21 protein-coding genes are annotated in these 21925 nt (G+C 63.0%); 17 read left to right on the forward strand and 4 right to left on the reverse strand.

The annotated features are described in order from the left end of the window. Positions 1 to 112: 112 nt before the first annotated feature. The 17 genes from rsmG to glmS all read left to right on the forward strand — a co-directional run bounded on the left by rsmG (position 113) and on the right by glmS (position 18739). Positions 113 to 760, forward strand: coding sequence for a 16S rRNA (guanine(527)-N(7))-methyltransferase RsmG (rsmG, locus tag S4A8_RS15680; protein ID WP_353220858.1), 648 nt, complete (start codon positions 113 to 115; stop codon positions 758 to 760). 64 nt (positions 761 to 824) lie between these two features. Continuing rightward, the gene (locus S4A8_RS15685; protein WP_353220859.1) at positions 825 to 1670 is read left to right on the forward strand and encodes a ParA family protein; all 846 of its coding nucleotides are present in this window, start codon (positions 825 to 827) and stop codon (positions 1668 to 1670) included. 26 nt (positions 1671 to 1696) lie between these two features. Then, the gene (locus S4A8_RS15690) at positions 1697 to 2545 is read left to right on the forward strand and encodes a ParB/RepB/Spo0J family partition protein (RefSeq protein ID WP_353220860.1); all 849 of its coding nucleotides are present in this window, start codon (positions 1697 to 1699) and stop codon (positions 2543 to 2545) included. A 182-nt stretch (positions 2546 to 2727) separates the two neighbouring features. Beyond that, positions 2728 to 3078, forward strand: coding sequence for an ATP synthase subunit I (locus tag S4A8_RS15695; protein ID WP_353179216.1), 351 nt, complete (start codon positions 2728 to 2730; stop codon positions 3076 to 3078). A gap of 52 nt (positions 3079 to 3130) precedes the next feature. Further along, on the forward strand, positions 3131 to 3970 hold the full coding sequence (gene atpB, locus S4A8_RS15700; RefSeq protein ID WP_353179214.1) for a F0F1 ATP synthase subunit A: 840 nt from the start codon (positions 3131 to 3133) through the stop codon (positions 3968 to 3970). Between the two features lie 54 nt (positions 3971 to 4024). Next, positions 4025 to 4303 carry a F0F1 ATP synthase subunit C gene (gene atpE / locus S4A8_RS15705; protein ID WP_353179212.1) on the forward strand — a complete coding sequence of 93 codons (279 nt, stop codon included), beginning with the start codon at positions 4025 to 4027 and terminating at the stop codon, positions 4301 to 4303. A 53-nt stretch (positions 4304 to 4356) separates the two neighbouring features. Further along, complete coding sequence (locus S4A8_RS15710; RefSeq protein WP_353179210.1) at positions 4357 to 4830, forward strand: F0F1 ATP synthase subunit B; 474 nt, start codon at positions 4357 to 4359, stop codon at positions 4828 to 4830. 2 nt (positions 4831 to 4832) lie between these two features. Beyond that, positions 4833 to 5369, forward strand: a complete 537-nt coding sequence (locus S4A8_RS15715) for a F0F1 ATP synthase subunit delta (protein ID WP_353220861.1) — start codon at positions 4833 to 4835, stop codon at positions 5367 to 5369. A gap of 70 nt (positions 5370 to 5439) precedes the next feature. Continuing rightward, on the forward strand, positions 5440 to 6981 hold the full coding sequence (gene atpA / locus S4A8_RS15720) for a F0F1 ATP synthase subunit alpha (protein WP_353220862.1): 1542 nt from the start codon (positions 5440 to 5442) through the stop codon (positions 6979 to 6981). 37 nt (positions 6982 to 7018) lie between these two features. After that, positions 7019 to 7879: a F0F1 ATP synthase subunit gamma gene (atpG, locus tag S4A8_RS15725; RefSeq protein ID WP_353220863.1), complete on the forward strand. Its 861-nt coding sequence runs from the start codon at positions 7019 to 7021 to the stop codon at positions 7877 to 7879. 68 nt (positions 7880 to 7947) lie between these two features. Then, positions 7948 to 9348 (forward strand): F0F1 ATP synthase subunit beta, encoded by a 1401-nt coding sequence (atpD, locus tag S4A8_RS15730; protein ID WP_353179203.1) that lies wholly within the window; start codon positions 7948 to 7950, stop codon positions 9346 to 9348. A gap of 70 nt (positions 9349 to 9418) precedes the next feature. Continuing rightward, on the forward strand, positions 9419 to 9832 hold the full coding sequence (locus S4A8_RS15735) for a F0F1 ATP synthase subunit epsilon (protein WP_353179202.1): 414 nt from the start codon (positions 9419 to 9421) through the stop codon (positions 9830 to 9832). 207 nt (positions 9833 to 10039) lie between these two features. After that, complete coding sequence (locus tag S4A8_RS15740) at positions 10040 to 11200, forward strand: hypothetical protein (protein ID WP_353220864.1); 1161 nt, start codon at positions 10040 to 10042, stop codon at positions 11198 to 11200. A 131-nt stretch (positions 11201 to 11331) separates the two neighbouring features. Continuing rightward, on the forward strand, positions 11332 to 12939 hold the full coding sequence (locus S4A8_RS15745; RefSeq protein ID WP_353179198.1) for an OpgD/OpgG family glucan biosynthesis protein: 1608 nt from the start codon (positions 11332 to 11334) through the stop codon (positions 12937 to 12939). Further along, positions 12936 to 15434 carry a glucans biosynthesis glucosyltransferase MdoH gene (gene mdoH / locus S4A8_RS15750; protein ID WP_353220865.1) on the forward strand — a complete coding sequence of 833 codons (2499 nt, stop codon included), beginning with the start codon at positions 12936 to 12938 and terminating at the stop codon, positions 15432 to 15434. Before S4A8_RS15745 ends, mdoH begins: the two co-directional genes overlap by 4 nt. Before the next feature lie 32 nt (positions 15435 to 15466). After that, the gene (gene glmU / locus S4A8_RS15755) at positions 15467 to 16843 is read left to right on the forward strand and encodes a bifunctional UDP-N-acetylglucosamine diphosphorylase/glucosamine-1-phosphate N-acetyltransferase GlmU (protein ID WP_353220866.1); all 1377 of its coding nucleotides are present in this window, start codon (positions 15467 to 15469) and stop codon (positions 16841 to 16843) included. 63 nt (positions 16844 to 16906) lie between these two features. Beyond that, complete coding sequence (gene glmS, locus S4A8_RS15760) at positions 16907 to 18739, forward strand: glutamine--fructose-6-phosphate transaminase (isomerizing) (protein WP_353220867.1); 1833 nt, start codon at positions 16907 to 16909, stop codon at positions 18737 to 18739. Between the two features lie 463 nt (positions 18740 to 19202). On the opposite strand, the gene S4A8_RS15765 is transcribed toward glmS, so the two are convergent. From S4A8_RS15765 to S4A8_RS15780, 4 genes are all read right to left on the reverse strand, one after another. Beyond that, positions 19203 to 19331: a hypothetical protein gene (locus S4A8_RS15765; protein WP_353220868.1), complete on the reverse strand. Its 129-nt coding sequence runs from the start codon at positions 19329 to 19331 to the stop codon at positions 19203 to 19205. A 244-nt stretch (positions 19332 to 19575) separates the two neighbouring features. Then, positions 19576 to 20124, reverse strand: a complete 549-nt coding sequence (gene dps, locus S4A8_RS15770; RefSeq protein WP_353220871.1) for a DNA starvation/stationary phase protection protein Dps — start codon at positions 20122 to 20124, stop codon at positions 19576 to 19578. A gap of 240 nt (positions 20125 to 20364) precedes the next feature. Continuing rightward, complete coding sequence (locus S4A8_RS15775) at positions 20365 to 21534, reverse strand: oxidoreductase (protein WP_353220869.1); 1170 nt, start codon at positions 21532 to 21534, stop codon at positions 20365 to 20367. Between the two features lie 71 nt (positions 21535 to 21605). Next, on the reverse strand, positions 21606 to 21925 hold a 320-nt coding region (locus tag S4A8_RS15780; protein WP_502950751.1), incomplete at its 5' end, for a type 1 glutamine amidotransferase family protein.

Genomic DNA, 21925 nt, shown 5'->3' on the forward strand with positions numbered 1-21925 from the left:
GTCAGCGTAAAACACCGCCGTGCGACACGCCTATTGTTCATGGCGACCAAGCATGCGGCTAAAATCGCTATCCTGCACGGCAGACAAGGGGATGGATCACGATGGGAGCAGCATGGCGATGACGGATTGGCGCGCCTGCGAACAGCGGCTGGCCGAGGGCATCGACGCATTGGGGGTGGACGTAACAGCCGCCGCGCAGGCGCAATTGATCGCGTATTTGCGCGAACTGTCGACCTGGAATGCGACCTACAACCTCACTGCGGTACGCGACCCGCTGTCGATGGTCACCCGCCATCTGCTCGACAGCCTGTCGGTGCTGGATTTCGTCACCGGCGCGTCGGTGGCCGATATCGGCACGGGGCCGGGCCTGCCGGGGCTGGTGATCGCGATTGCGCGCCCGCGCATGGCGCTGACCCTGGTCGAATCCAACCGCAAGAAAGCGGCGTTTCTGCGCCATGTGCGCCGGCGGCTCGAACTCGAGAACGTCACGGTGGTGCAGGAGCGCGTCGAGGCCGTGGAAAGCACCGACAAGTTCGATACTGTCATCTGTCGGGCCTTTGCCGCGGCGGGCGATTGCGCGCGCCTGGCCGGGCATCTGGTCGCCCCGGGTGGACGTTTTCTGCTGATGAAGGGGCGCGACCCGGCCGAAGAGCTGGCCGACCTGCCGCTGGATTTTCGCGCGGTGGATACGATTGCGCTGCGCGTGCCCGGTCTGGAGGCCGATCGGCATCTCGCCATTCTGGAACCGGGCTTGATCTAGGGGCATGCGTACAAACCGGCTTGCACATAACATCCGCTTCACGAGTCCATTAGACTGAGCGGCCATGAGCAACATCATCGCCATTGCCAACCAGAAGGGCGGGGTCGGCAAGACCACCACCAGTATCAACCTGGCGGCCGCGCTGGCCGAGGCCGAACAGCGCGTGCTGCTGGTGGATATGGACGCGCAGGGCAACGCCACCATGGGCGTGGGCGTGGACAAGAACGCCCTCGAAGCCACGGTCTGCGACTTTCTGCTCGGCGACAAGGGCGTCTCCGAAGCGCTGCAGGTGGTGCTCGACGGGCAATTCTTTCTGCTGGGCGCCAACGGCGACATGACCGCGGCCGAAGTCGGTCTGCGCGATCGCAAGAACGGCCGGCTTGCGCTCAAGCAGGCCCTGGCCGAGATTTCCGACAGCTTCGATTACGTGATCATCGACTGTCCGCCTGCGCTGTCCATGCTCACGGTCAACGCGCTGGCCGCCGCGCGCGGGGTGATCATCCCCATGCAGTGCGAGTATTACGCCCTCGAAGGCCTGTCCGATCTGCTCGAAACCATCGAAAGCGTGCGCAAGATGATGAATCCGGAGCTGATCATCGAAGGCGTGCTGCGTACCATGCACGACCCGCGCAATCGCCTGACCGGCGATGTCTCGGCCCAGCTGATCGACTATTTCGGCAGTGCGGTCTACGAAACCTGTATTCCGCGCAATGTGCGCCTGGCCGAAGCGCCCAGCCACGGGCTGCCGATCATGCAGTACGATGATACGGCATCGGGTGCGGTGGCCTATCGTCAGCTGGCCGCCGAAATCCTCGGGCGCGACGACAGCGAAGTCATCGACGCGCCGCGCAAGGGCGCGCGCCGGGCGGTGTCGTCGTTGTTCGGCCGGCGCCGTCGTAGCGCCGGCTGAGCGCACCTCTCAACCAAGATCGGGCTATGGCACAAAAAAAACGCGGACTCGGGCGCGGCCTGGAATCGCTGCTCTCCAACGATTTCGACGATACCCCGGATAGCGCAAGCGAACTCGTCGAGCTCGAGCTCGATGCCCTGCGTCCAGGGCGTTATCAGCCGCGTCGCGATATGGACGCCGAGGCGTTGGAGGCGCTCGCGCAATCGATTCGTACTCAGGGCGTGGTTCAGCCGCTGGTCGTGCGCGAAGCCGAGGGCGGCTACGAAATCGTCGCCGGTGAGCGGCGCTGGCGGGCCGCGCGTCTGGCCGGGTTGGCTACGGTGCCCGCGGTGGTCCGGCCGATGGCCGACGAAGCGGCGATGGCGGTCGCGCTCATCGAGAATATTCAGCGCGAAGACCTCAACCCGCTGGAAGAGGCTGCGGCGCTGCGTCGCCTGATCGACGAATGCGGCATGACCCATGCGGCCTGTGCCCAGGCCGTGGGGCGCTCGCGCGCGAGCGTGTCCAATCTGCTGCGGCTGGCCGAGCTGGTGCCCGAGGCGCAGGCGCTGCTACGCGCAGGCGATATCCAAATGGGTCATGCCCGAGCGCTGCTGGGCGCGCCCAGTGCCTTGCAGGCCGATCTGGCCGCGCGCGTGGCCGCACGTCAGCTGACCGTGCGCCAGACCGAAGCGCTGGTCGCCTCGGCCATGGCCGAAAAGGATGTCGATGCCGCGCCGCGCCAGAGCAACCGGCTGGTTCGCTTCGAGCGCGAGCTGGGTGAATCCCTTGGGGCCAAGGTCACGGTGCGCTCGCAGCGCGGCGGGCGCGCACGGGTGGTCATCGACTATCCGAACGCGGGCGAACTCGATACCCTGCTCGACCGTCTCAAGTAGCGCCAAGAGTTCGGCGCGAACGCCTTTTGTTGTAAATAACAGGCGTTTTCGACGCGATTGACCTTCCATTTCGCTTTGTCTATAGTCCGCCGAGCGCCGGGCATGCCGCGAGAAAATCGCGTGTCAGTCCGGGGTCGCGGTGGGGGATTGCTGTTGTGATATCCCGACCACGTCTGCGTAATATGCGCCTCGCCTGGGCTGTGCTTGGCGCGCAAGTCGCAATCGGTCTGATCATGGCTGGCCTTGTCGGCCTCATGATCGGTCCGGCATCGGCTGGCGCTGCCCTGTTCGGCGCGGTCGTGGCGGCAGTGCCGGGATTATGGATGGCACTGTGGATGTTGCCGCGCCGCCGTCAGGTGGATGCATCTAAAATGGCTCGCGCCTTCTATTGGGGCGAGTTGGGAAAACTGGGATTGACCGTAGGGCTGTTTTTCACGGCAGCCCTTTTGTTTGGCCAGCAGTTTCTTGTACTGCTGGGAACGTACGTGGCTTGCCTGGCTTGTTACTGGCTCGCCCTCATATTGACGCGCTAGCTGGCACAAATGGCAGCGGGTTCGACATAGGCTTTCATCGAGGACAAATCGTATGGCCAGTGCCGAAGGCGGAGGCTCCGCTACCCAATACATCCAGCACCATCTGACGAACCTCAAGTTCGATCTGAGCAGCATGTCCTTCGACGGGCACGCCAGCGGTTTCTGGGTGCTCAACGTCGATAGCCTGTTCTTCTCGATCATCCTGGGCGTGTTCTTTCTGTTCTTCTTCCGCATGGCCGCCAAAAAAGCCACCGCGACTGAGCCGGGCGGGCTGCAGAACTTCGTCGAGATGGTCGTCGATTTCACCGATACCCAGGTGCGCGACATCTATCACGGTCAGTCGAAGCTGATCGCGCCGTTGGCGCTGACGATCTTCGTCTGGGTCTTTCTGATGAACTTCATGGACCTCATTCCGGTGGATGCGCTGCCGGCCGCGGCCCATGCCAGCGGCATCGAATACCTCAAGGTCGTGCCGTCGACCGATCTGAACATTACCTTCGGGCTGTCGATCTCGGTCTTTTTGCTGATGATGTTCTACAGCGTGAAGATCAAGGGAGGGTTGGGCTTTCTCAAGGAAACGCTTACCCACCCATTCGGCCCGTGGCTTGCGCCTTTCAACTTCATGTTGTTCGTGGTGGAAACGGTCGCCAAGCCGGTATCGCTGTCGCTGCGACTGTTTGGCAACCTGTACGCGGGCGAGCTGATCTTCATTCTGATCGCCGTGTTTACGCTCGGCGCGGGCGCCAGCCTGCTGGCCGTGCCCATGTTTATCCTGCAGATACTGCTCGGCGTCGGCTGGGCGATCTTCCATATTCTGGTGATCACACTGCAGGCTTATATCTTCGGCATGCTCACCATCGTGTATCTGAGCATGGCGCAAGAGCACCACTGATCGACGCATTCACTGACCACTGACCCCACTGACTCGTAAACTGGAGAGTAGAAAATGGAACAAGCAATTGCTGACGTCCAGGGCATGACCGCCATTGCCGTTGCGATGCTGATCGGCTTCGGCGCCATCGGTACCGCACTGGGCTTCGGTCTGCTGGGCGGCAAATTCCTGGAAGGCCTGGCTCGTCAGCCGGAAATGGCCCCGATGCTGACCGGCCGTATGTTTCTGATCGCCGGCCTGCTCGACGCCGTGTCGATGATCGGCGTGGGTATCGCCCTGTTCCTGACGTTCGCCAACCCCTTCCTGGCGGCCGTGCAGTCCGGTGGCGGCTAACACCCGGTTTCGCCTAGTCGCTTAAGTCGAGTTACGAAAGCCAGGGGTAACCCATGAGCATCAATGCCACACTGCTGGCCCAGATGATCGTCTTCGCGGTCTTCGTCTGGTTCACAATGAAGTTCGTATGGCCGCCGATCATGAACGCCATGCGTGATCGCCAGAAGCGGATCAGCGAAGGGCTGGCGGCTGCCGAACGCGGCGCCCGCGAGCTCAACGAAGCCACCGCCAAGGCCGAGGAAATGGTCGCCAAGGCGCGTACGCAGGCTCAGGAAATCCTGACCAATGCGCAGCGTCAGGCCGACGATACCCTCGAACGGGCACGGGAGGACGCGCGCGCCGAAGGCGAGCGTATTGTCACCGCCGCCCGCGAAGAGGTCGATCAGGCCGTGGCCTCTGCCAAGGAAGATCTGCGTCGAGAAGTGGGCTCGCTGGCCGTTGTCGGCGCCGAGCGCATTCTCAAGCGCGAGATCGACGCCAAGGCGCATAACGACATCATCGACGACCTCGTCGCGGAGATTCGTTAGCCATGGCCGAGACGCAGACGCTCGCACGGCCGTACGCCGAGGCCGTTTTCGAACTGGCCGATAGCCAGGGCCGGCTGGATGAATGGTCGCAGGCGCTGAATGCGCTTTCGGCCATCGTCTCGAACCCGGACGTGGTCCTGCTGCTGGATAATCCGGAAATCGCCGACAGTCGGCTGGCCGATTTGGTCATCGAGATTGGCGGCGACGATCTGGACGAATCCAGTGCCAACCTCGTGCGGCTGCTCGTGGCCAATGGGCGTCTGAGTCTTGCGCCCGCCATTGCCACGCTCTACGAGCAGCGCAAGGCCGAGGCCGAACACCGCGTGGATGTCAACGTGACATCGGCGGTCGAGTTTTCCGAAGAGCAGCGTGCGGCCTTGGCCAAATCGCTGGAAAAACGGCTCGATCGCAGCGTACGGCTGACGTTCGAGCAGGACGAAGACGTGATCGGCGGGGCCGTGATCCGCGCCGGCGACCTGGTGATCGACGGTTCATTGCGCGCACAGCTTGAGCGCATGCGTCAGTCGCTCGCGCAATAGCTCGACCCACAGGCGATCATCCGCTGGCGGCAGCTCGCCGCAGCGACATGGATATAGAGGAATAAGGTCAATGCAACTCAATCCGTCGGAAATTTCAGACCTGATCAAGAAACGGATCGAAAACTTCGATTCCGTGACCGAGTCGCGCAATGTCGGCACACTGGTGAGCCTCGCCGACGGGATTGCAAAAATCCACGGCCTCGCCGATGCCATGCAGGGCGAAATGCTCGAATTCCCGGGCGGCACCTACGGTATCGCGCTCAACCTCGAGCGGGATTCGGTGGGCGCGGTGCTCATGGGCGAGTACACGCATATTTCGGAAGGCTGCGAGGTCAAGACGACCGGACGCATTCTGGAAGTGCCGGTCGGCGACGAGCTGCTCGGGCGCGTGGTCGATCCGCTGGGCAACCCGATTGACGGCAAGGGCGAGCTGGGCACCAGCCAGACCTCGCCGATCGAAAAGGTCGCCCCGGGCGTGATCGAACGCCAGTCCGTGGACGAGCCGGTCCAGACCGGTCTGAAATCGATCGACGCAATGATCCCGATCGGCCGCGGCCAGCGTGAGCTAATCATTGGTGACCGCCAGATCGGCAAGACCGCGATCGCGATCGACGCCATCATCAATCAGAAGAACACCGGCATTAAGTGCATCTACGTGGCCATCGGGCAGAAGAACAGCTCGATCGCCAACGTGGTGCGCAAGCTCGAGCAGGAAGGCGCGATGGATCACACCATCGTGGTTGCTGCAGGTGCGGCGATCTCGCCGGCGCTGCAGTACATCGCCCCCTATGCCGGTTGCTCGATGGGCGAGTTCTTCCGCGACAAGGGCGAAGACGCGCTGATCGTCTATGACGATCTGTCCAAGCAGGCTGTCGCCTATCGTCAGATTTCGCTGCTGCTGCGTCGTCCGCCGGGCCGTGAAGCCTATCCGGGTGACGTGTTCTACCTGCATTCCCGTCTGCTCGAGCGCGCTTCGCGTATCAACGCCGATTACGTGGAAAAGCTGACCGAAGGCAAGGTCAAGGGCAAGACCGGTTCGCTGACGGCGCTGCCGATCATCGAAACCCAGGCGGGTGACGTGTCTGCCTTCGTGCCGACCAACGTGATCTCGATCACCGACGGCCAGATTTATCTGGAAACGGATATGTTCAACGCCGGCACCCGCCCGGCCGTGAACGCCGGTCTGTCGGTCTCGCGTGTGGGTGGTTCGGCCCAGACCAAGATCATCAAGAAGCTGGGCGGCGGTATTCGTCTGGCGCTGGCCCAGTACCGTGAGTTGGCGGCATTCGCGCAGTTTGCCTCCGATCTGGACGATGCCACGCGTAAGCAGCTCGAGCACGGTGAGCGTGTCACCAAGCTGATGATTCAGAAGCAGTACAACCCGCTGTCGGTGGCGTTGACGGCTTCCTCGCTGTTCGCGGCCGAAGAGGGTTACCTCGACGACGTCGATGCCGACAAGGTCACCGACTTCGAGGCCGCGCTGCATCAGTACATGGAAAACGAGCAGAAAGAGCTGGTCGACAAGATCAACGACACCGGCGACTACAACGACGAGATCAAGTCGGAACTGCACAGCGCGCTCAAGGAATTCAAGGAAACGCATACGTGGTAACACCGCGCGTTCCTGAGTCCACCAACGGAGTCAACTGATGGCCGGCGGCAAGGAAGTCAAGAGCAAGATCAAGAGCGTAGAAAATACGCAGAAGATCACCAAGGCCATGGAAATGGTCGCGGCGTCGAAGATGCGCAAGGCCCAGGAGCGTGTCGAGGCGGCGCGACCCTATGCCCAGAAGATCCGGCGCACCATCGGCCATTTGGCCCAGGCCAACCCGGACTTCCAGCATCCGTTCATGGTCGAGCGCGAGGTCAATCGCGTGGGCATGATCGTGATCTCGACCGATCGCGGTTTGTGCGGCGGCCTGAACATCAACCTGTTCCGCAAGGTGCTCGGCGAACTGCGCGAGTGGGACAAGAAGAACGTCCCGGTCGAGATCGTGGTGGTTGGCCGCAAGGCGGCCAGCTTCTTTCGCCGTATCAAGGACATCAAGGCCGAGGTCACGGACCTGGGCGATCGGCCGCATCTCGAGGATTTGATCGGCACCATCAAGGTGATGCTCGACGATTATCGGGAAGGCAATATCGATCGGCTGTTCCTGATGGGCAACGAGTTCGTCAATACCATGACGCAACGCCCGGCTACCCAGCAGTTGCTGCCGGTGCCCGAGGACGACGACGAAGAGTTGCCCGATCACTGGGACTATATCTACGAACCGGAGCCGGCCGAATTGCTGGAGTCGATTCTGGTGCGTTATGTCGAGGCCCAGGTCTATCAGGGCGTCGTCGAGAACGTCGCCTGCGAGATGGCGGCACGTATGGTCGCCATGAAGTCCGCCTCGGACAACGCGGGCGAAATCATCGACGACCTCCAGCTCGAATACAACAAGCAGCGCCAGGCGGCAATTACGCAGGAGCTGTCGGAAATCGTGGCCGGCGCGGCCGCGGTATCGTAAGACCCGAACAGGCGAAACCCTAGACACAGATCGGCAGCGGCGAGCGCTGCCCAGGTGAGGAATCGGATATGAGTAGCGGTAAAGTCGTACAGATCATCGGCCCGGTCGTGGACGTGGAATTCGATCGCGAATCGTTGCCCCAAATTTTCGACGCGCTGATCCTCAAGGTCGAGGGCGGCGAAGATCTCGTACTCGAGGTAGAGCAGCAGATTGGCGACGGCGTGGTGCGCTGTATTGCCATGGGCGTGACCGAAGGTCTGTCCCGCGGTGCCACGGTCGAGAACACCGGTAAGCCGATCTCGGTACCGGTGGGGCAGAAGACCCTGGGCCGCATCATGAACGTGCTGGGCCATCCGATCGATAACAGCGGCGACATCGGCGCCGACGAAACCGCGCCGATTCACCGTGCGCCGCCGACGTTCGAGGACCAGGCCGGCAGCCAGGAGCTGCTCGAAACCGGTATTAAGGTCATCGATCTGCTCTGCCCCTTCGCCAAGGGTGGCAAGGTCGGCCTGTTCGGCGGTGCCGGCGTGGGCAAGACCGTCAACATGATGGAGCTCATCCGTAACATCGCGGCCGAGCACTCGGGCTACTCGGTGTTTGCCGGCGTCGGCGAGCGCACCCGTGAAGGCAACGACTTCTACTACGAAATGAAGGAGTCGAACGTTATCGACAAGGTGGCCCTGGTCTACGGCCAGATGAACGAGCCGCCGGGTAACCGTCTGCGTGTTGCGCTGACCGGCCTGACCATGGCCGAGTTCTTCCGTGACGAAGGTCGTGACGTACTGTTGTTCATCGACAACATCTATCGTTACACGCTGGCCGGTACCGAGGTTTCGGCGCTGTTGGGTCGTATGCCCTCCGCGGTGGGTTACCAGCCCACGCTGGCCGAGGAAATGGGCCTGCTCCAGGAGCGTATTACCTCGACCAAGACGGGTTCCATTACCTCCGTGCAGGCCGTGTATGTGCCCGCGGACGACTTGACCGACCCGTCGCCGGCAACCACCTTCGCGCATCTGGACGCGACCGTCGTGTTGGCCCGTGGTATCGCCGAGCGTGGTATTTACCCGGCGGTGGATCCGCTCGACTCGACCTCGCGTCAGCTCGATCCGAACGTCATTGGCAACGACCACTACCAGACGGCCCGCGATGTGCAGCAGACGCTGCAGCGCTATCGCGAGCTCAAGGACATCATCGCCATTCTGGGCATGGACGAGCTCTCCGAAGAAGACAAGCTGTCGGTGGCCCGTGCCCGTAAGATCGAGCGCTTCCTGTCGCAGCCGTTCTTCGTGGCCGAGGTGTTCACCGGTTCGCCCGGCAAGTACGTGCCGCTGTCCGAAACGATCCGCGGTTTCCGTGGCATTGTCGACGGCGACTACGATCACCTGCCCGAGCAGGCCTTCTACATGGTTGGCACCATCGACGAGGCCGTCAAGAAGGGCGAAGATATGGGCAAGAAGGCGGCCTGATCGGCGCCTGAACTGCAAGGCATGACCGATGCCGGTGGCATCGGTCTTCTTCCTCTCCTAGAGCCGCGATATGAAACTACACGTTGACCTCGTCAGTGCCGAAGGCCAGATCTATTCCGGCTCGGCGACCATGGTGTTCGTCGCCGCCGAACTGGGCGAAGTCGGGATCGCGCCGCGCCATGCGCCGCTGCTCACGCGTATGCGCCCCGGCCAGGTTCGTATCCAGCAGGAAGGCCAGGACGAGCAGCAGTTCTTTGTCTCGGGCGGGGTGCTCGAGGTGCAGCCGCATCTGGTCACGGTGCTGGCGGATACCGCCGAGCGGGCCGCGGATATCGATGAGGCCGCGGCCGAAAAGGCCAAGCAGCGCGCCGAAGAAGAGCTTGCCAAGGCCGAGGACAAGATGGATATTGCCCAGGCCCAGGCCGAACTGGCCGAAGCGGCCGCGCGCCTGAGCATCGTCAAGAAGCTGCGTTCGAACCACTAGCCGGTTGGGCGTACCGCTCGCCTGGCGCGGCGGTACCTAATAAATCAGGCGAGATATAACGGTTAACTTGCCGGCTGCGCAACAATCGTCTAGGTTGTTGCACTGCGACACTCCATTACTGTTTCGGTATACGGCATGCCGTCGGACGGCCTCGCAATTCGAACCGCTATTCGGCTCGCGCTGGGTTTGTTGCTCGCGAGCCCGTTAGTGGCGCTCGCCGGACCCACGAAATCCATCTCCCCGTTCATGTCGTCCTCGTTCGAGCGCACCATCCACGGTGAAGAACGGGAAGTGGATCTGTCCAGCATGCGCAAGGGGCTGGGCCGCGCGGAAGCTTTCTTCGGCGTCGATGCGCTGAGCACCCGCGACGAACGCTATCTGACCAGCGGCCTGCAGTGGCAGGGTGGCGCGAGCGATGGCTCGCGCTTGCATCTATCGGCCTTGCGTACCGAAGGCGAGGGCACTACCCTTGCGGGCGGCCAGACATTGCTGCGGGCCGAAAACCGCTTCGATCTGGGCGGACGCTGGTATATGCCCGATCTGGCCACCGAAGTCGCCCAGGTGAACAACACCGCGGATAACGGCACGGTGCGCACGGGGCGTGCGGCCAGCCTCGGCCTGACCCAGTCGCTGGGCGCCAACGATTTGACGCTGCGGTATTTCCAGGCCGATGCCCAATTCGATGCGCTGGGCAGTTCGGTGGTTGCGGGCGATCGTGGTTTCGGCCTGCAGGCCAGCCGCCCGCTGGGTGACAGTTGGCAGTTGTCCCACGACGTGCGTCTGCACGAGCCATCGCCATTGCGCGAGGAGGCGGCCCTGGCCCAGACTTTTCTCCTGTCACGCAATGCTCGCGCGACAGATATCGGCCGGCCCTGGCAGCTACGGGCGGAACTGGGGGCGCCCATCGATACCCGGGCGGACAACGGCACGCCCCTGGCGCTTGAACTGGCCAGCCAGACGCTGCAATGGCGGGACTGGCGCATGAACAGCAGCCTCGGCTGGTACGACGCGAGCATGGACGCGCCGCTGGATCTGCCCGTGGACGGCCGGCTCTGGCGGCTGTCGGCAAGTCGCGGTCTGACCATCGCGGGCCTGGAGGCCGAGTTGTCGCCGACCTTCGCCCTCGGCGAAAGCCGTTATCAGCTTCATGGCAGTGCCGCGCGCGCAGGTCTGAACCTGGGGCTGTCTCAGCTGAGCGACCGTATCGATTTTAGCGTCAATTATCTGTCGGCCGGTTGGTCGCCCACGCCGGAGTTGGGCGACGACCTGCAGATGACGCTCAATTTCACTCAGAGTACCGGTGCGCTCCTGCCGGGTATTCGCACCATGGCGGAAACGCTGCGCCTGCCGTGGCAGCGCCGGCGCTAGATTCCGGCGGCCGCGTGTAACTGGCACGTGTTTTGATGGGTTATTATGACGCGTAGACGAGGGGGAACTCGCCCGCGTTATCCGGGTCGGTAGCAGCAGGGCGGGGTGGCCGGCCAACATTGGAGTGATACATGACAAGGCATTGGCCTGCCGGCATGCTTGCCGGTTTCGTCGTGCTCGGCGCAGCGTTGGCGCTGCCGGCAACAGCACAGGATTCGTCTGCCCCGGCTAAAAAGCCGGACGCTGCCCAACAAACCACCGACGGCAGCGACGCGGCTAAAAAGCGCAGCGCCTTCGGCTACGACACCGTGGTCGCCAAAGCCCAGGCGCTGGCGGGCAAGCCCTACGAAGCGCCGGCCCAGATCCCGCAGTTCCTGCAGGATTTCGATTTTTCCACCCTCGAGCAGATCAGCTACAAGTCCGACAGCGCGCTCTGGCACGACATGCAGCTGCCCTTCGAGGTGATGTTCTATCACCCCGGCTCGTACTACACGCATGCCGTGCGCATCAATCTGGTCAACGATGGGGACGTGGGCGAATTTCGGTTCGACAAGAACCGTTTCCAGTACCCCAACGACGAATTGCGTAACCGCATTCCCGACGATCTCGGCTATGCCGGTCTGAAGTTTCTGCACGAACTGGGCACCCCCGGCAAGCTCGACGAAGTCGCCTCGTTTCTGGGCGCGTCCTATTTTCGTGCGCTCGGCAGCGATCAGCACTATGGCCTGTCCGCACGCGGGCTGGCCATCGATACCGGCAGCGACAAGGGCGAGGAATTTCCCGCGTTCGTAAGCTTCTGGCTGGTCCGGCCCAAGCCGCAGGACAAGACCGTGACTGCCTATGCCCTGCTGGATTCGCCCAGTGCGGCCGGTGCCTATCGCTTCGAGATTACGCCGGGGGATTCCACCCTCACACGTGTCGAGGCGACGCTGTTCACGCGCAAGGCGATCACGAAACTGGGCGTGGCCCCGCTCACCAGCATGTTCATGTGGGGCGAAAACAGTCTTGCGCGCCTCGACGATTATCGCCCCGAGGCGCACGACTCCGATGGGCTGCTCATCTCCGCGACCAACGGCGAATGGCTGTGGCGCCCGTTACGCAACCCGCAGCGGTTGACGATGAACCAGCTCTCGGCCGACAACGTCCGCGGGTTCGGCCTGCTCCAGCGCGATCGTGATTTCGATCATTACCAGGATCTGGACTACGAATACGAAAAACGCCCGGGCGCCTGGATTACGCCCGAAGGCGATTGGGGGAAGGGCCATCTGGAACTGGTCCAGATCCCCTCGGAAAGCGAAGTCAACGACAACGTCGCGCTGTACTGGGTACCCAATGATCCGGTGACGGCCGGCGAGCGCCTGCACTATGCCTACACGATCAAATGGGGTATGGAACTGGCCAGTCCCGCGTCGTTGGCGCATACCGCGGCTACGCGTATCGGCCGGGCCGCCGTCACCCCGGGCCAGCCGCGCAATACCATTCGTGTGGCGATCGATTTCGTCGGCGGCGAACTGGAAAAGCTCACCGATCCGGCTAGTGTGCAACCGCGTGTGAACGCCATGCGCGATGCGACCATCAACAACATCGAGGCCATTCGCAATCCGCATACCGGCGGCTGGCGATTAACCTTCCTCGTGCCCACGGATTCGTTGAAGACGCCGCTTGAGCTGCGCGCCTATCTCGCCGGCGCCGATGGCGGTGCGTTGACCGAGACCTGGAGCTACGCGTTATCACCGTGAGCGATACCAACCCAGCCGCCGAGGTGACCCAGGCGATCGATGGCTATCTTTCGCATCTGGATCTGGCCGACGACAAACGCCGCCGCCTGCGCGCCCGCGTACTCGATGCCCAGCCGGGAGACCGGCGTGCCGCGCTCGACCTGCTGCATGCCGAACTCGAAAACGCCTACGGTCAGCCCGAGCTCGAGGCCGACGACCGTGCGCTGATGGGCCGCTTGCACGACAGCTACCCGGATATGGGGCAGGCGTCGCAGACGCGCGCGCCGACCGCCGGGGCACTGCGTACCGCCGCCATGCCGCCGCTCAACCGTTGGCCCATGTCGCCGGCGGATATCGATCGCCGGCCGTGGCGCATTCTGCCCTGGCTTGGCCGCGGCAGTAACGCGTTGCCCAAGTCGGTACCCAGCCGGCTCAAGGGCGTGGTGCGCTGGCGCCAGACGTTGCTGGCGCTGATGGTCGCCTTTCCCGCAGCCGGCGCGGCAGCCTATATGGCCACGGTCTTGCCGCATCGCGGTGCGACCGTGCTGGAAGCCTTCATTCTGGGCGCGGCGTTTTTGCTGTTTGCCTGGATTCTGGTGGGTTTCTGGACGGCGTTGTCCGGTTTTTTCGTGCTCTGGCGGGGTGATCGGTATCTCGTACGCAGCGATGCGCCGAGCGGCCCACCGCCGCGCAAGCCACCGGTCGAGGGCGCGGCACGTACCGCCATCGTCATGCCGATCTACGAGGAAGACGTCACCCGTACGTTTGCCGGTCTGCGCGCGATTTATGAATCGGTACAGGCGACCGGCCGGCTCGACGAGTTCGATTTCTTCGTGCTCAGTGACTCGGTCAAGCCGGATACGGTGATCGCCGAGGAAAACGCCTGGGCCGAGACGTGCCGCACGCTCGATGCCTTCGGCGGGCTGTTCTATCGGCGCCGCCGGGCCCGCGTGAAACGCAAAAGCGGCAATCTGGCCGATTTCTGTCGTCGCTGGGGCGGGCATTACCGCTACATGATCGTGCTCGATGCCGACAGCATCATGGCCGGCGATACGCTGACCGCGCTGGTCGATCGCATGCAGGCCAACCCCGGCGTGGGGCTGATCCAGACGCCGCCTACGGCGGTCAATCGCGACAGCGTGCTCGCGCGGGTGCAGCAGTTCGCCACCCGCGTGTACGGGCGCATGTTCGCGGCCGGCCTGCATTTCTGGCATCTGGACAATGCCCACTACTGGGGGCATAACGCGATCATCCGTATCGAGCCGTTCATGGCCCACTGTGCGTTGCCGCGCCTGCCCGGGCGTGGGGCGCTATCGGGCGATATTCTCAGCCACGATTTCGTCGAGGCTGCGCTCATGCGCCGTGCCGGTTGGGGCGTGTTCATCGCCTACGATCTGCCCGGCAGCTATGAAGAAGTGCCGCCGACTCTGCTCGACGAGCTGGGCCGCGACCGGCGCTGGTGCCAGGGCAATATCCAGCATATCCGATTGTTGTTCTCCGACAACCTCGCGCCGGCCCATCGGGCGCTGTTCGCCAACGGGGTGATGGCCTATACCTCGGCTGCGATCTGGTTCATATTCCTGCTGCTGTCGAGTACCGAAGCGGTGCTCGAGGCGGTGCGCACGCCGGACTATTTCCCGGTTGCGGGGGCGTTGTTCCCGGCCTGGCCGGTATGGCAGCCGATATGGGCGGTGAGTCTGTTCGTGGCCACGCTCGTGGTGCTGTTTCTGCCCAAGATTCTGGGCGTGGTCATGATCGTGGCCAAGCGCAAGCAGCGCGAGTTCGGTGGCGTGGGCAATCTGGTCGCCTCCACTCTGATCGAAATCCTGCTGACGTCATTGCTGGCGCCTATTCGCATGCTCGCGCATACACGTTTCGTGTTCACCACGCTCATCGGCAAGCAGGTGAAATGGAATGCCCAGCAGCGTGCCGATGCCCAGGTGCCGTGGTCGCGCGCACTGCGTTTTCATATCTGGGGCATGTTGCTGGCGCTGGGCTGGGGTGCGTTGCTGCTGTGGTATACGCCGGGTTTTGCGCCCTGGCTGGCACCGATTCTCGTGCCGCTGCTCATTGCCCCGGCGATTACCGTGCTCACTGCGCGCGCCGATCTGGGTATCTGGTTGCGCCGCCACGATCTGCAGCTCATTCCCGAAGAGCGCCACGCGCCGCCGGAACTGGCCCGCGTGGTCGAGCTGGAGGCGGGCGCGCCGGCCGAGGCCGGCTTTGCGCAGGCCGTGGTGGATCCGGTCATCAACGCCCTGCATACCGGCATGCAGGGGCGTGACCGTTCGCTTACCGCGGCGATTGCCGAGTATCGTCAGCTGTTAGCGGAACGGGCGCTGGATAACGGCCCGGACGTGCTCGATACCGACGAACAGCGTCGTCTACTGGCGGATCCGCAGCGTATGCGCTGGCTGCATCGCGAAGTCTGGGCTCAGGCGCCAAGCGCCTGGCAGGGCTGGCTGGCCGAGCGCCCGGCCGCAGCATCTACGCAGGAATCGCCGCGGGCTGTATAGTCCCACGTCAAACCGTCGAATCGTCTTTAGTTATGGGTCTGCATATCGTCGTCCTGGCCGCGGGCAAGGGTAAACGCATGCGTTCGGCGTTGCCGAAGGTGCTGCAACCGCTGGGCGACCGGCCGTTGCTCAAGCATGTGGTCGAGGCCGCACAAACGCTGGATCCGCAGCAAATTCACGTGGTCTACGGCCACGGCGCCGAACAGGTGCAATCGGCGTTGGGGTATCTCGAGGTCAACTGGGTCTATCAGGAGCAGCAGCTGGGCACCGGCCATGCCGTGCGCCAGGCCATCGACGATGTGCCCGACGATGCCAGCGTGCTGGTGCTCTACGGCGATGTGCCGCTGGTACGCGCGGCCACACTATCGCATCTGGTGGATGCCGCCGGTCGCGATGCCCTGGCGCTATTGACCGTGGTGCTCGACGATCCGAGCGGTTACGGCCGGATTCGGCGTGACGACAACAACCGCGTGGTGGGCATTGTCGAAGATAAGGACGCCAGCGGCGACGAGCGCTATATCCGCGAAGTGAACACGGGGCTGATCTGTGCCCAGGCCCGCCATCTGCGCGATTGGCTGTCGCGGCTGACCAACGAAAACACCCAGGGCGAGTATTACCTGACCGACTGCATCGCCATGGCCGCCGGTGACGGCGTACAGATCGTCGCCGGCCAGGCCGGCAGCGTGGAAGAAACCCAGGGCATTAACGACAAGCGCGACCTGGCCACCGCCGAGCGGCTACTCCAACGCCGCCAGGCCGATGCGCTGATGGATCAGGGCCTGACCCTGCGCGACCCCGAGCGTTTCGACTTGCGCGGTTCGTTGCGCGTCGGGCGCGATTGCCTGGTCGACGTGAACGCGGTGATCGAAGGCGAGGTAGTGCTGGGCGAGGGCGTACATATCGGCCCGCACTGCGTGCTGCGCAACTGCACCATCGGCGATCATACCCAGGTGCTTTCGCATACCGTCATCGAGCATGCCACCGTCGGCGCGCGCTGCCAGATTGGCCCGTTCGCGCGCCTGCGCCCGGACACCGAGCTGGCCGATCGCGCCAAGATCGGCAACTTCGTGGAAACCAAAAAGCTCCGGCTGGGCGCGGGCAGCAAGATCAACCACCTGAGCTATGTCGGCGATGCGGTCGTAGGCGCCAACGTCAACATCGGCGCGGGCGTGATCACCTGCAACTACGACGGCGCCAACAAGCACGTCACCACCATCGGCGACGATGCCTTTATCGGCTCGGATTGCCAGCTGGTGGCGCCGGTCACCGTCGAGCGGGGGGCCACCATCGGTGCCGGCACCACGCTCACCAAGACCGCGCCGCCCGATACGCTCACGCTCTCGCGCGCCAAGCAGTTCAGCATCGACGGCTGGAAGCGCCCGCGCAAGAACAACCCCGGCCACTCGTAACCCATACGCTTGCTATCGGGCCGCGGGTTGCGGCGCGATCGATCGACCAGAGGAATCAGCGCCATGTGCGGAATTGTCGGCGCCAGTGCGCAGCGCAATGTCGAACCCATCCTGCTCGAAGGCCTGCGGCGGCTGGAGTACCGCGGCTATGATTCGGCCGGCATGGCGCTCGTCAACGATGGGTCGCTGGATCGTATCCGTGCGGTTGGCAAGGTTCAGGCGCTGGCCGACAAATTGGCCGAAGCGCCGCGCCCGGGTGTGCTCGGCATTGCCCATACGCGTTGGGCGACCCACGGCGGTGTGTCCGAAACCAATGCCCATCCGCATGTCTCGTCCGATCGCATCGCGGTGGTACACAACGGCATCATCGAAAACTTCGAACCGCTGCGCGAGCGGCTGAAACAGGCCGGCTACGCATTCACCTCGCAGACCGATACCGAAGTCATCGCCCATCTGGTCGACAGTCATCTGGGCGACAGTGGCGACCTCGCCGCCGCCGTGCGGACCACCGTCGCAGAACTCGACGGCGCCTATGCGCTGGCCGTGATCTGTCGCGACGACCCGCATACCCTGGTCGCTACGCGCAGCGGCTCGCCGCTGGTGCTGGGCGTGGGTATCGGCGAGCATTTCGTGGCGTCGGACGTGGCGGCGCTGCTGCCGGTCACTCGCGATTTCGTCTATCTCGAAGAAGACGATCTCGTGGTGCTCACCCACGAAAGCTATACGATTATCGATGGCAACGGTGCGCAGGTCGACCGGCCGGTCAAGGAATCCGGCCTGTCCCTGTCGGCGACCGAAAAAGGCGGCTATCGCCACTTCATGCTCAAGGAAATCTACGAGCAACCGCGCGCGCTGGCCGAAACCTGGCAGGGCCGTGTATCCGCCGACGATATCTTCGCCTCGAGCATCAGCGCCGATGCGCGTGAACTGCTGCAAGGCGTGGAATACATCCATATCGTCGCCTGTGGCACCAGCCACCATGCCGGGCTGGTCGCGCGCTACTGGCTCGAAGCCATGGCGCGTATTCCCTGCAATGTCGAACTGGCCAGCGAATACCGCTATCGCGATCCGGTGGTGCCCAAGAACTGCCTATTCGTCACGCTATCGCAATCCGGCGAAACGGCCGACACGCTGGCCGCACTGCGCTACGCCAAATCGCTGGGCAGCGGCGAGGGCGGCTATCTGGCCACACTTGCCATCTGCAACAAGCCGGAAAGCTCGCTCACCCGCGAGTCCGATCTGGTGCTCATGACCCACGCCGGCCCCGAAATCGGTGTGGCTTCCACCAAGGCCTTCACCACCCAGCTGCTGTGCCTGCTGCTACTCACCGGCATGCTTGAACGCAACGCCGACGATCGGCGCGCGCTCGCCGAGGATATTCATCAGCTGGCCACCTCGGTCGAACGCGTGCTCGAACTCGACGACGCCATTCGTAACCTCGCCGAAGAATTCGTCGACAAGAATCACGCCCTGTTCCTCGGTCGCGGGCCCATGTATCCCATCGCCATGGAAGGCGCGCTCAAGCTCAAGGAGATCTCCTATCTCCACGCCGAAGCCTATGCCGCCGGCGAACTCAAGCATGGCCCGCTCGCGCTGGTCGACGAAAAGATGCCCGTCATCGCCATCGCGCCCAAGAACGACTGGCTGGAAAAGGTGAAATCCAACCTCCAGGAAGTCCGCGCCCGCGGCGGCAAGCTCTACGTGTTCGCCGACGCCGCCTCCGGCCTGGATACCGGCCCCGGCATCACCGTGCTCGACATGCCCCACGTCGACGAAACGCTGGCCCCCATTGCCTACACCGTCCCGCTACAACTGCTCGCCTACCACGTCGCCGTCGCCAAGGGCACCGACGTCGACCAGCCGCGGAATCTGGCCAAGAGCGTAACTGTGGAGTAGCCACACTCGCCGCATATATCGTTTGTTGTCAGACAATAAGGTCTGTCCGATAGACAATAAGGTCCGTCGCTAATCCCCAGTTAAGTGGTTGTTTTTAATGACATGGGATTTTATCGACAAGAAACCGTACATCTGTCGTGAATTTTTTTCGACGAAATGTGCAGGCGGCTAATTTACCGCTCTTGCTGCTTGCTTGGCTAACGACGTACTGCTTTGGCTGGCTTGTGGCAGTTAATACGCGCGGAAGACCGGTGTTACGGGCACCAGTGATGGTGGGCTCGGCACCGCCGGCTTACGGATTCGATGTGCGCTTCCGGAGTCCGGCACCCTCTCCGTAAGTTCGGCATGTATCTAGCTCGAATTGAGCCGGTTACACCAAGGTTCTGGCTACGAACCTAAGGGGCTGCTGAAATTCACGCAGGTGCCGCCGATGGCGTCGTGCGGATCATGAACAGGCTCTGAGCTAAAGTGATTTGTGCAAAGGCTCGAAGATATGCGCCTGGTTGGTTTCCCAATCCGCCTGATTGTCGAGTGTGGCGAGCGGCTGGATCATGTCGGTATCGAATGCCTTCTGGGCGGTGTCTTCGGCCACGCGCTGTCGCCAGTTGGCATTTGGTAGCGCCCCGCGCGCGACCGCGGCCAGGCTCGCGCCGCCGGAAGCGAGCTGGGCTTCGGCCTTGTCGGGATCGTCCAGCTCGCCGTTGGCGATTACCGCAACACACCGGCACCGTGTGCAGCTACGCCTGAAGGACGCTCGACTCGCCGGCCGCGTGGGCGGGCGACGACCCGAGCTCACTCGCCAGCAACAACAGGAAATCATTAGCTTGGTCGCCGAATCAGCTTATATCGACTCGCTCGCCCTGCTGGTGCGCCTCTACGAACCAGAGCCACTGGTCCACGCCGCTTGTAATTTCGGTCAAAATATCCGAACTGACGGCATCCTCGAGCTCGTCCATTTCGTCGATGCCGAGCCGCGCAGTGCGGGCGAATGCGGCAAGCGCCGTGGACAATGCATCGACATGCTCATCGCTCGTTTCCAGGACCAATGGGTAGACGTCCAGAGCGGAGCGCTCGGCTACGACGCGGGCCGTGCCTTCGGCAATGCCGCCCAACTGCGCGATGCGCTCGGCAATAAGGTCGACGTAGTCTTCGACCGAGTCGTTGATCTCGTCAAAAAGCTTGTGGAGCGCGATAAAGTTCGCGCCCTTCAGGTTCCAGTGGGCTTGTTTGCACTGGGTCTGGAGGTCAATACAGTCGGCGAGCCGCTGATTGAGCAAGTCCGCGACCTGAGCCCGAGTCGCCGGCGGCAGGTCATTCTTGGTGCGATAGAGCTTGGTGTTCGCGGGGGCGCGCTCGGAGGGTGTCGCACCCCCGTGCTCGTCGATGCCGTTGTTTTGGTTGTCATAACGTACTCCTTTTGATGAAGATTATGCCGTTCTAGTTCAGGTAGGGCGCAAGCATGCTGATCTTGTGATCTTCGCGGCGATTGCTGGCCACGTCACCGCGCCGGGCGAAGCACACTCAGTTTTGGACAGCGTGTCGCTGACACAGGGCACACCGGTATAAAAACGGTGACAACGACGTCGAAATGCTTGGACTCAGCCACGGGCGCCGCCGTCTTGAGCTCAATCTGATTCGTGCAAAGGCTCGAAGATATCCGCCTGATTGGCTTGCCAATCAGCCTGATTGTCGAGCGTGGCCAGCGGCGACAGCATGTCCGGATCGAAATCGTTCTGCTTGCGCGCCTCGGTCATGCGCCGGGGCCAGTCGGCGTTGACCAATGCCCCGCGCGCGATGGAGATCAGGCTGGCGCCGCTGGAGGCGAGTTGCTCTTCGGCTTTATCCGCATCGTGCAATTTGCCGTTCGCGATGACCGCGATGCCGCCGCCGTGTTCGGCAGCGAGTTCGGCCAGGCTCGGGCCGTCGGCGGAAAAAGCCGGATCGACCGCGCCGGCGCCGGTGACGTGGATATAACTCGCGCCGGCTTCGGCCATGGCACGAAAGATCACGGCGGCGTCGTCCGGACCGTCCCAGCGATAATCCATGTCGGCGATCTTGGTCTGCGATAGACGCACGCCGACGGCGAAGTCGCGGCCCACCGCGTCGCGCACGCTTTGCACCACACGCCGGATCAGGCGCACGCGGTTGCCGATATCGCCGCCGTACTCGTCATCGCGTTGGTTGTGATAAGCGGTGATGAACTCATCGAGCAGATAACCGTTGGCGCCGTGAATTTCCACGCCGTCGAAGCCGGTTTGCATCGCGCGCTGGGCCGCGGCCACGAAACCGTCGATCACCTTGATGATGCCGGTTTCGGTCAGCGCTTCGGGCACCGGATACGGCTCGCCGTTGCCGTGGTAGATCGGATTGGTTTCGCCATAGGGCGCAACCGCCGATGGCCCGACGTTCATGTCGGCATAGTCGTTGTACTGCGACTGTGCGCCGGCGTGCATGAGCTGCATGACGAACCGTGCGCCGGCGTCGTGGACCGCGTCCACCACCGGCTGCCAGGACAGCGCGTGCGCCTCGGTGGCAATCCCCGGCTGGCGATAATAGCCGCGGCTGTAGGCAGTATCGGTGAACGTGCCTTCGGAAATCACCAGGCCAAAACCGCCGCGAGCATAGCGACGATAATACTCGACCATCTGCGCGGTGGCTGTCCCGTCGGGGTTGGCGCTGGCGCGGGTCATCGGGGCCACCGTGGCGCGATTGTCCAGTGTCAGTGAATCGATGCGAATCGGCGAAAACAGGGCGGGGTAGTGTTCGCTCCCGGGTAGGGGCGGAGTATGTGTCATGTTGATTTCTCTTCAGGAATTGCTCGACGAACTACTTTTTCGTGCCTACTGCCGCGGCGGCTCGTTGGGGATCACCGCGCAGGCGCGGTATCGCGAGAACCGACGCGCCGACGGACCTGCTCGAGCAGCGCTTGCGCCGTGTCCGCCGAGGACGCCGGATTCTGGCCGGTAATCAGGTTGTTTTCGGTGACGACGTGCGGCGCCCAGTCTTCGCCCTTGGAATAGTGCCCGCCATTGTCCTTGAGCGAATCCTCGACCAGAAACGGCACCACGTCGGTCAGGCCTGCGCCTTGTTCCTCGCTGTTGGTGAACCCGGTCACGGATTTGTCTTTGACCAATGGCGCGCCGTTGGCGTCTTTGGTTTTACGCAGCACGCCGGGAGCGTGGCAAA

It is taken from the genome of Salinisphaera sp. S4-8 (genome assembly GCF_040361235.1).
In the GTDB taxonomy this organism is placed as follows: Bacteria; Pseudomonadota; Gammaproteobacteria; order Nevskiales; family Salinisphaeraceae; genus Salinisphaera.